The sequence below is a fragment of the Stenotrophomonas sp. GD03680 genome (assembly GCF_029844625.1).
GTDB lineage: Bacteria > Pseudomonadota > Gammaproteobacteria > Xanthomonadales > Xanthomonadaceae > Stenotrophomonas > Stenotrophomonas maltophilia_P.
Map to the genome: position 1 here is coordinate 33,555 of NZ_JAOCKC010000028.1, position 6,608 is coordinate 40,162.

Genomic DNA, 6,608 nt, shown 5'->3' on the forward strand with positions numbered 1-6,608 from the left:
AGCGAGGCGGTGATGACCGCTGGCGCGCAGGGCAAGGAGCAATGCAGTGATCGACAAGACCGTGGCCAGCGTGGAAGCAGCGGTGGCCGATATCCATGATGGCGCCACCGTGATGATCGGCGGCTTTGGCACGGCGGGCATGCCCGACGAGCTGATCGACGCGCTCATCGCACAGGGTGCGCGCGAGCTGTGCATCATCAACAACAACGCCGGCAACGGCGATACCGGCCTGGCCGCGCTGATCAGGCACAAGCGCGTGCGTCGCATCGTCTGCTCGTTTCCGCGCCAGGCCGATTCGCAGCATTTCGACGCCGCCTACCGCGCCGGTGAGATCGAACTGGAGCTGGTGCCGCAGGGCAATCTGGCCGCGCGCATCCACGCGGCGGGTTCCGGCCTGGGCGCGATCTTCACCCCGACCGGCTACGGCACCGAGCTGGCGCAGGGCAAGGAGACGCGTGAGATCGACGGGCGTCACTTCGTGCTTGAGTACCCGCTGCACGCTGATTTCGCGCTGATCAAGGCCGACCGCGGCGACCGTTGGGGCAACCTGGTGTACCGCAAGACCGCACGCAACTTCGGCCCGCTGATGGCGATGGCCGCGCGCTGCGCCATCGTGCAGGTGCGTGAGGTGGTGCCGCTGGGTGAACTGGACCCGGAGGCCGTGGTGACCCCGGGCATCTTCGTGCAGCGCGTGGTGCCGGTGGCCGCAGCGGGGGTGCAGGCATGAACAAGCTCAGCCGCGAACAGATGGCCGCGCGCGTGGCGCGTGACATTCCCGAAGGTGCCTACGTCAACCTGGGCATTGGCCTGCCGACCACGGTGGCCAATTTCCTGCCGGCCGACAAGGAGATCTTCCTGCAGTCGGAGAATGGCCTGCTGGGCATGGGACCGGCGCCGGCGGCTGGCCGGGAGGATCCGGATCTGATCAATGCCGGCAAGCAGCCGGTCACCCTGCTGACCGGGGGCTGCTATTTCCACCATGCCGATTCGTTCGCGATGATGCGTGGCGGCCACCTCGATATCTGCGTGCTGGGTGCCTTCCAGGTCTCGGTGCAGGGCGACCTCGCCAACTGGAGCACCGGGGCCCCCGATGCGATTCCGGCCGTAGGCGGCGCGATGGACCTGGCCATCGGTGCCAAGCAGGTGTTCGTGATGATGGACCTGTTCACCAAGAAGGGCGAGAGCAAGCTGGTGACCGAGTGCAGCTACCCGTTGACCGGGCTGCGCTGCGTGTCGCGCGTGTACACCGATGTGGCGGTGTTCGATCTGGGGGCTGATGGCGCGACCGTGCTGGAGATGGTGGAAGGCATGGATATCGGACAACTGCGTGAACTGACCGGCCTGCCGCTGGCACTGGCCGAGGGAGCCTGAGATGAGCCTGCACGAGACCTACATCGTCGATGGCATCCGTACCCCGATCGGTCGCTATGGTGGTGCGCTGTCCGGCGTGCGCGCTGACGACCTCGGCGCGATTCCGCTGAAGGCACTGCTGGCGCGCCACCCGCAGCTGGATCCGGCGCTGGTCGAGGACGTCTACTTCGGCTGCGCCAACCAGGCCGGCGAAGACAACCGGAATGTTGCGCGCATGAGCCTGCTGCTGGCCGGCCTGCCGGTGACGGTGCCGGGCAGCACGATCAACCGCCTGTGCGGGTCGGGCCTGGATGCGATCGGCACGGTGGCCCGTGGGATCGCCACGGGCGAGCTGGGTCTGGCCATTGCCGGTGGTGTCGAGTCGATGTCACGCGCGCCATTCGTGATGGGCAAGGCGACCTCGCCGTTCGCCCGCGACCAGCAGATTGAAGACACCACCATGGGCTGGCGCTTCATCAACTCCCGCCTGCGCGAGCTGCATGGCGTGGAGACCATGGGCCAGACCGCCGAGAACGTGGCCGAGCGCTACGCCATCAGCCGCGAGGACCAGGATGCGTTCGCGCTGCGCAGCCAGCAACGCACCGCCGCCGCGCAGGTGCGTGGATTCTTCGATGGCGAAATCGAGGCGGTGGAGGTGCCGGGCCGCAGGCGCGGCGAGACCGTGACTGTCGACCGCGATGAACACCCGCGCGGCGATACCACCGCAGACGCCCTGGCCGGACTGAAGCCACTGTTCCGGCAACCCGGAACGGTGACCGCAGGCAATGCCTCGGGCATCAATGATGGTGCCGCGGCGTTGCTGCTGGCGTCCGGTGCGCAGGTCAAGGCGCTGGGCCTCACCCCGCGCGCACGCATTCTCGGCTTTGCCAGCGCCGGCGTGGAGCCGGCAATCATGGGCATGGGCCCGGTGCCGGCCAGCCAGAAGCTGATGACGCGCCTGGGCTTGTCCATCGCCGATTTCGATGCCATTGAGCTGAACGAAGCGTTCGCCTCGCAGAGCCTGGCCTGCATGCGCCAGCTGGGCCTGGCCGATGATGCCGCGCACGTGAACCCCAACGGCGGCGCCATCGCACTGGGGCACCCGCTGGGCATGAGCGGTGCGCGCCTGGCCCTGACCCTGCTGCGCCAGCTGGAAGCCACCGGGGGCCGGCGTGGCCTGGCCACGATGTGCATCGGCGTGGGGCAGGGTGTAGCCCTGGCCATTGAGCGCGTGTGAGCCCCAACGAACCCATGATCTGCACGACAGCCGCGGCCTGCGGGCCGCTCGCCAACAGGAGTACGCCATGAGCGATCCCACTCAACTGCGCGGCTACCGCACGCCGTATCCCGGCAGCCAGCCGCCGCGCATCCACCTGCCGTATGCCTCCACCGCGCTGCGTGGCCCGGGTACCGATCCGATCGCCATCCCGGTGACGCTCTCGGAAGTGACCGGCCCGAGCATCAACCGCATCACCCTGGGTGAGCACGCCGCGGACCTGACCGCAGGTTTCCCCGGCCAGCCGCAGGGCGAGCGCATCATCGTCAGCGGCCGCGTGCTGGACGAGAATGGCCGCCCGGTGCGCAACACCGTGGTCGAGGTATGGCAGTGCAACGCTGCTGGCCGTTACCTGCACAAGGGTGACCAGCACGATGCACCGCTGGATCCCAACTTCAAGGGTACAGGCCAGGTGCTGACCGACAGCGAAGGCCGTTACCGCTTCACCACCATCAAGCCCGGCGCCTACCCGTGGCGTAACCACTACAACGCCTGGCGCCCGGCGCACATCCATTTCTCCCTGCATGGCGATGGCATCGGCCAGCGGCTGGTCACGCAGATGTACTTCCCCAACGACCCACTGCTGGCGTTCGATCCCATCTACAACTGCGTGGACGATGCCAACGCGCGCGAGCGCATGGTGTCCTCGTTCGATTGGGAAACCACTGCCAACGAATTCGCGCTGGGTTACCGCTTCGACATCGTGCTGCGCGGTCGCAAGATGACCGTCTGGGAGTAAGACCATGAGTTTCCAATCCACTCCGTGGCAGACCGTCGGCCCGTACTACCGCCTGGGCCTGGAACCGCTGTACCGCACCGACATCGCCCCGGCCACCGCGCAGGGCGAACGCGTGCACGTGCAGGGCCAGGTGTTCGATGGCAATGGCGTGCCGGTGTCCGATGCCGTGCTGGAAATCTGGCAGGCCGACGCACAGGGCATCTATGCCCATGGCGAAGACCCGCGCCGCGACGACCACGACCCGGCCTTCGATGGCTGGGGCCGCGTGCCGACCGATGAGCAGGGGCGGTTTGCCTTCAGCACCGTCAAGCCGGGCCGCGTGCCGGGCCTGCGCGGCGAGCCGCAGGCACCGCACCTGATCGTGCTGGTGTTCATGCGTGGCCTGCTGCAGGCTGTGCGGGGCCGCATCTACTTCAGCGACGAGACCAGCAATGGCGAGGACGGCATCCTCGCGCTGGTACCGCCCGAGCGCCGTCACACGCTGGTTGCGCAGGCGCAGGGCAAGGGTCTGTACCGGTGGGACGTGCGCATGCAGGGCCCGGATGAGACGGTCTTCTTCGCCTACTGATCGCGGCGCGCGCGACGCGCCTTCCGGCCACTCCACGCCCGCACGCAGCGGGCGCGGGTAAGCTGTGGCCACCCAGGATGGACTGCACCGATGAGCCTCTCCCCAACGCTGCTGGGCGGTCTGTTCGGCGATTCTGCCGTCGACGCCGTGTTCAGTGATCAAGCGCGCCTGCAGGCGATGCTGGACGTCGAGCGCGCGCTGGCACGCGCGCAGGTGCGGTGCGGGGTGATTCCCGCCACTGCACTGGCCCCGATCGAAGCGGCCTGCCGCGCCGATCTGTATGCGCTGCCGGCGCTGTCGGCAGCCACCGCGCTGGCTGGCAACCCGGCCATTCCATTGGTCAAGGCGCTGACTGCGCAGGTCAAGGCGAATGATGCCGAAGCCGCGCGCTGGGTGCACTGGGGTGCCACCAGCCAGGACATCATCGACACCGGCGCCGTATTGCAGCTGCGCACGGCGGTCGGTCACGTGCAGGCGCGACTGCAGGTGCTGTGCACGGCGTTGGCGCGGCTGGCCGAGGCCGAGCGCGGCACCGGTCTGCCGGGACGCACGCTGCTGCAGCAGGCCGTGCCGGTAACCTTCGGGTTGAAGGCCGCCGGTTGGCTTGATGCCCTGCAGCGCAGCCAGCGGCGCCTGGATGCACTGGCCGAAGACACTCTGGTGCTGCAGTTCGGTGGCGCCGCGGGCACGCTGGCCTCGCTACAGACGCGCGGGTTGGACGTGGCCGAGGCCCTGGCTGCCGAGTTGCAGTTGCCGCTGCCGGCGCTGCCCTGGCACACCGCACGTGATCGTATCGCCGAACTGGGCAGCGTGTTCGCGCTGCTGACCGGCAGCCTCGGCAAGATCGCCAGCGATATCGTGCTGCTGATGCAGTCCGAGGTGGCGGAGGCCTTCGAGCCGGCCGGGGAGGGCAAGGGGGGCTCCTCGGCGATGCCGCACAAGCGCAATCCGGTGGGCTGCGTGGCGGCCATCGCCGCCGCCACGCGCGTGCCGGGCCTGCTGTCCACGTTGTTCAGCGCCATGCCGCAGCCGCACGAGCGCGCGGCCGGGCAGTGGCATGCCGAGTGGGAGACCGTGCCGGAGATCGTCCGCCTGTGTGGGGGCAGCCTGGCCCAGGTGGACATGGTGGTGCAGGGCCTGCAACTGGACCGCGCACGCATGCGCCAGCATCTGGACAGCCATGGCGGCCTGCTCTATGCCGAGGCCGTGGCGGTCACCCTGGGCGAGCGTATCGGCAAGTCCGCCGCGCACGCCCTGGTGGAGCAGGCCGCGAAGCAGGCGCTGGCGCAATCGCAGCATCTTCGCGACGTGCTGGCGCAGACGCCGGAGGTCACCGCGCAGCTTTCCGCTGCACAACTGGAGGCCCTGTTCGCTGCCGACAGCTGGCGCGGCATGGCCGATACCTGGATCGACCGCGTGCTCGCGCGCGGCTGATCCCACGTTCACCGCTGGAGCACGCATGCCCTTCCTCGACCTTCCGCAGCACCGCCTGCATTACCAGACCGAGGGCCGTGCCGACGCGCCATGGCTGACGTTCTGCAATTCGCTCGGTACCGACCTGGGCATGTGGCAGCCGCAGGTGGATGCGCTGGCCTCGCAGTATCGAATCCTGCGTTATGACCGTCGGGGCCACGGCCAGTCCAGCGCTCCGCCGGGCTTGTACACCGTGGCCGAACTGGGCGCCGACGTGCTGGCCCTGTGGGATCACGTGGGCGTCGAGCGCAGCCATTTCTGCGGTCTTTCGATCGGTGGTCTGACCGGGCAGTGGCTGGGCGTGCATGCGGGCAACCGGCTGCGCACGCTCACCGTGGCCGCCACCGCGGCGAAGATCGGCACGCTGGAGAGCTGGCAGGCGCGTATGGCCCAGGTCCAGCACGATGGCTTGTTGCCCCTCGTGGATGGCACCCGCGAACGCTGGTTCACCGCTGCCTTCGCACAGACCCATGCCAGCCAGGTGGAGGAGATCCTGCAGGTATTCCTGGCGACCCGCGTCGACGGTTACGTCGGCTGCTGCAACGCTGTGGCAACGGCCGACTTCCGCGATGTGCTGGGCCGCATCGGCGTGCCGCTGCTGGCCATTGCCGGTGATGATGATCCGGTGTGCGTGCCGACCGATCTGCAGGCAATCGCCGAGGGCGTGGCCCATGGCCACTACGCCGCTGTCCCGGGCCGCCACATCTGCAACCTGGAGTCGCCGCAGGCATTCACTTCCGCACTGGCTGCGCATCTTTCCGCGCAGCACTGACCCCCGCATAACAGGTAGACCACGATGGACGAACAGGAACGCTACGAAGCCGGCCTTGCGGTGCGCCGCCAGGTGCTGGGCGAGGCACACGTTGAACGCTCGCTGCAGGCGCGCAACGATTTCACCACCGAATTCCAGGACTTCATCACCCGCACAGCGTGGGGCACGGTGTGGACGCGTGAGGGGCTGCCGCGGCATACGCGCTCGCTGCTGACCATCGTGATGATGGTGGCGCTGGGCCACGACGAGGAGTTCAAGCTGCACATCCGTGCCGCCCGCAACAACGGCGTCACGCCGGAGCAGATCAAGGAAGTGCTGCTGCAGGCTGCGATCTACTGTGGCGTGCCCGCAGCCAACCACGCCTTCGCGCTGGCCGGGCCGATTCTGGAAGAGCAGGCCGCCGAGGGCTGATGCCGGTTCCGCCGGGCAT

Annotated in this window: 8 protein-coding genes; all 8 read left to right on the forward strand. The window is 68.4% G+C overall.

Features of this window, described 5'->3' with window-relative positions; genetic code table 11:
* Positions 1 to 46 precede the first annotated feature (46 nt).
* The 8 genes from N5J29_RS17720 (at position 47) to pcaC (ending at position 6,589) form a co-directional block, all read left to right on the forward strand.
* Positions 47 to 727, forward strand: a complete 681-nt coding sequence (locus N5J29_RS17720; protein ID WP_053517770.1) for a 3-oxoacid CoA-transferase subunit A — start codon at positions 47 to 49, stop codon at positions 725 to 727.
* Positions 724 to 1,371, forward strand: a complete 648-nt coding sequence (locus tag N5J29_RS17725) for a 3-oxoacid CoA-transferase subunit B (RefSeq protein WP_164152934.1) — start codon at positions 724 to 726, stop codon at positions 1,369 to 1,371. The genes N5J29_RS17720 and N5J29_RS17725 overlap by 4 nt, the downstream gene beginning before the upstream one ends.
* Positions 1,372 to 1,378: 7 nt before the next feature.
* Positions 1,379 to 2,587: a 3-oxoadipyl-CoA thiolase gene (gene pcaF, locus N5J29_RS17730; protein ID WP_164152940.1), complete on the forward strand. Its 1,209-nt coding sequence runs from the start codon at positions 1,379 to 1,381 to the stop codon at positions 2,585 to 2,587.
* Between the two features lie 67 nt (positions 2,588 to 2,654).
* Positions 2,655 to 3,365, forward strand: a complete 711-nt coding sequence (gene pcaH / locus N5J29_RS17735; protein WP_164152933.1) for a protocatechuate 3,4-dioxygenase subunit beta — start codon at positions 2,655 to 2,657, stop codon at positions 3,363 to 3,365.
* Between the two features lie 4 nt (positions 3,366 to 3,369).
* Positions 3,370 to 3,933 (forward strand): protocatechuate 3,4-dioxygenase subunit alpha, encoded by a 564-nt coding sequence (gene pcaG, locus N5J29_RS17740; protein ID WP_111185632.1) that lies wholly within the window; start codon positions 3,370 to 3,372, stop codon positions 3,931 to 3,933.
* Between the two features lie 90 nt (positions 3,934 to 4,023).
* Positions 4,024 to 5,367 carry a 3-carboxy-cis,cis-muconate cycloisomerase gene (locus tag N5J29_RS17745; RefSeq protein WP_164152932.1) on the forward strand — a complete coding sequence of 448 codons (1,344 nt, stop codon included), beginning with the start codon at positions 4,024 to 4,026 and terminating at the stop codon, positions 5,365 to 5,367.
* A gap of 25 nt (positions 5,368 to 5,392) precedes the next feature.
* Entirely contained in the window at positions 5,393 to 6,178 is a 786-nt protein-coding gene (gene pcaD / locus N5J29_RS17750; protein WP_164152931.1) for a 3-oxoadipate enol-lactonase, read from the forward strand.
* Positions 6,179 to 6,202: 24 nt separating this feature from the next.
* On the forward strand, positions 6,203 to 6,589 hold the full coding sequence (pcaC, locus tag N5J29_RS17755) for a 4-carboxymuconolactone decarboxylase (RefSeq protein ID WP_164152930.1): 387 nt from the start codon (positions 6,203 to 6,205) through the stop codon (positions 6,587 to 6,589).
* The last annotated feature ends 19 nt before the right edge of the window (positions 6,590 to 6,608 follow it).

Coding starts and splice junctions, on each gene's coding strand:
- N5J29_RS17725 (WP_164152934.1), top strand. CDS start 724: ATGAACAAGCTCAGCCGCGAACAGATGGCCGCGCGCGTGGCGCGTGAC.
- pcaH (WP_164152933.1), top strand. CDS start 2,655: ATGAGCGATCCCACTCAACTGCGCGGCTACCGCACGCCGTATCCCGGC.
- pcaG (WP_111185632.1), top strand. CDS start 3,370: ATGAGTTTCCAATCCACTCCGTGGCAGACCGTCGGCCCGTACTACCGC.
- N5J29_RS17745 (WP_164152932.1), top strand. CDS start 4,024: ATGAGCCTCTCCCCAACGCTGCTGGGCGGTCTGTTCGGCGATTCTGCC.
- pcaD (WP_164152931.1), top strand. CDS start 5,393: ATGCCCTTCCTCGACCTTCCGCAGCACCGCCTGCATTACCAGACCGAG.
- pcaC (WP_164152930.1), top strand. CDS start 6,203: ATGGACGAACAGGAACGCTACGAAGCCGGCCTTGCGGTGCGCCGCCAG.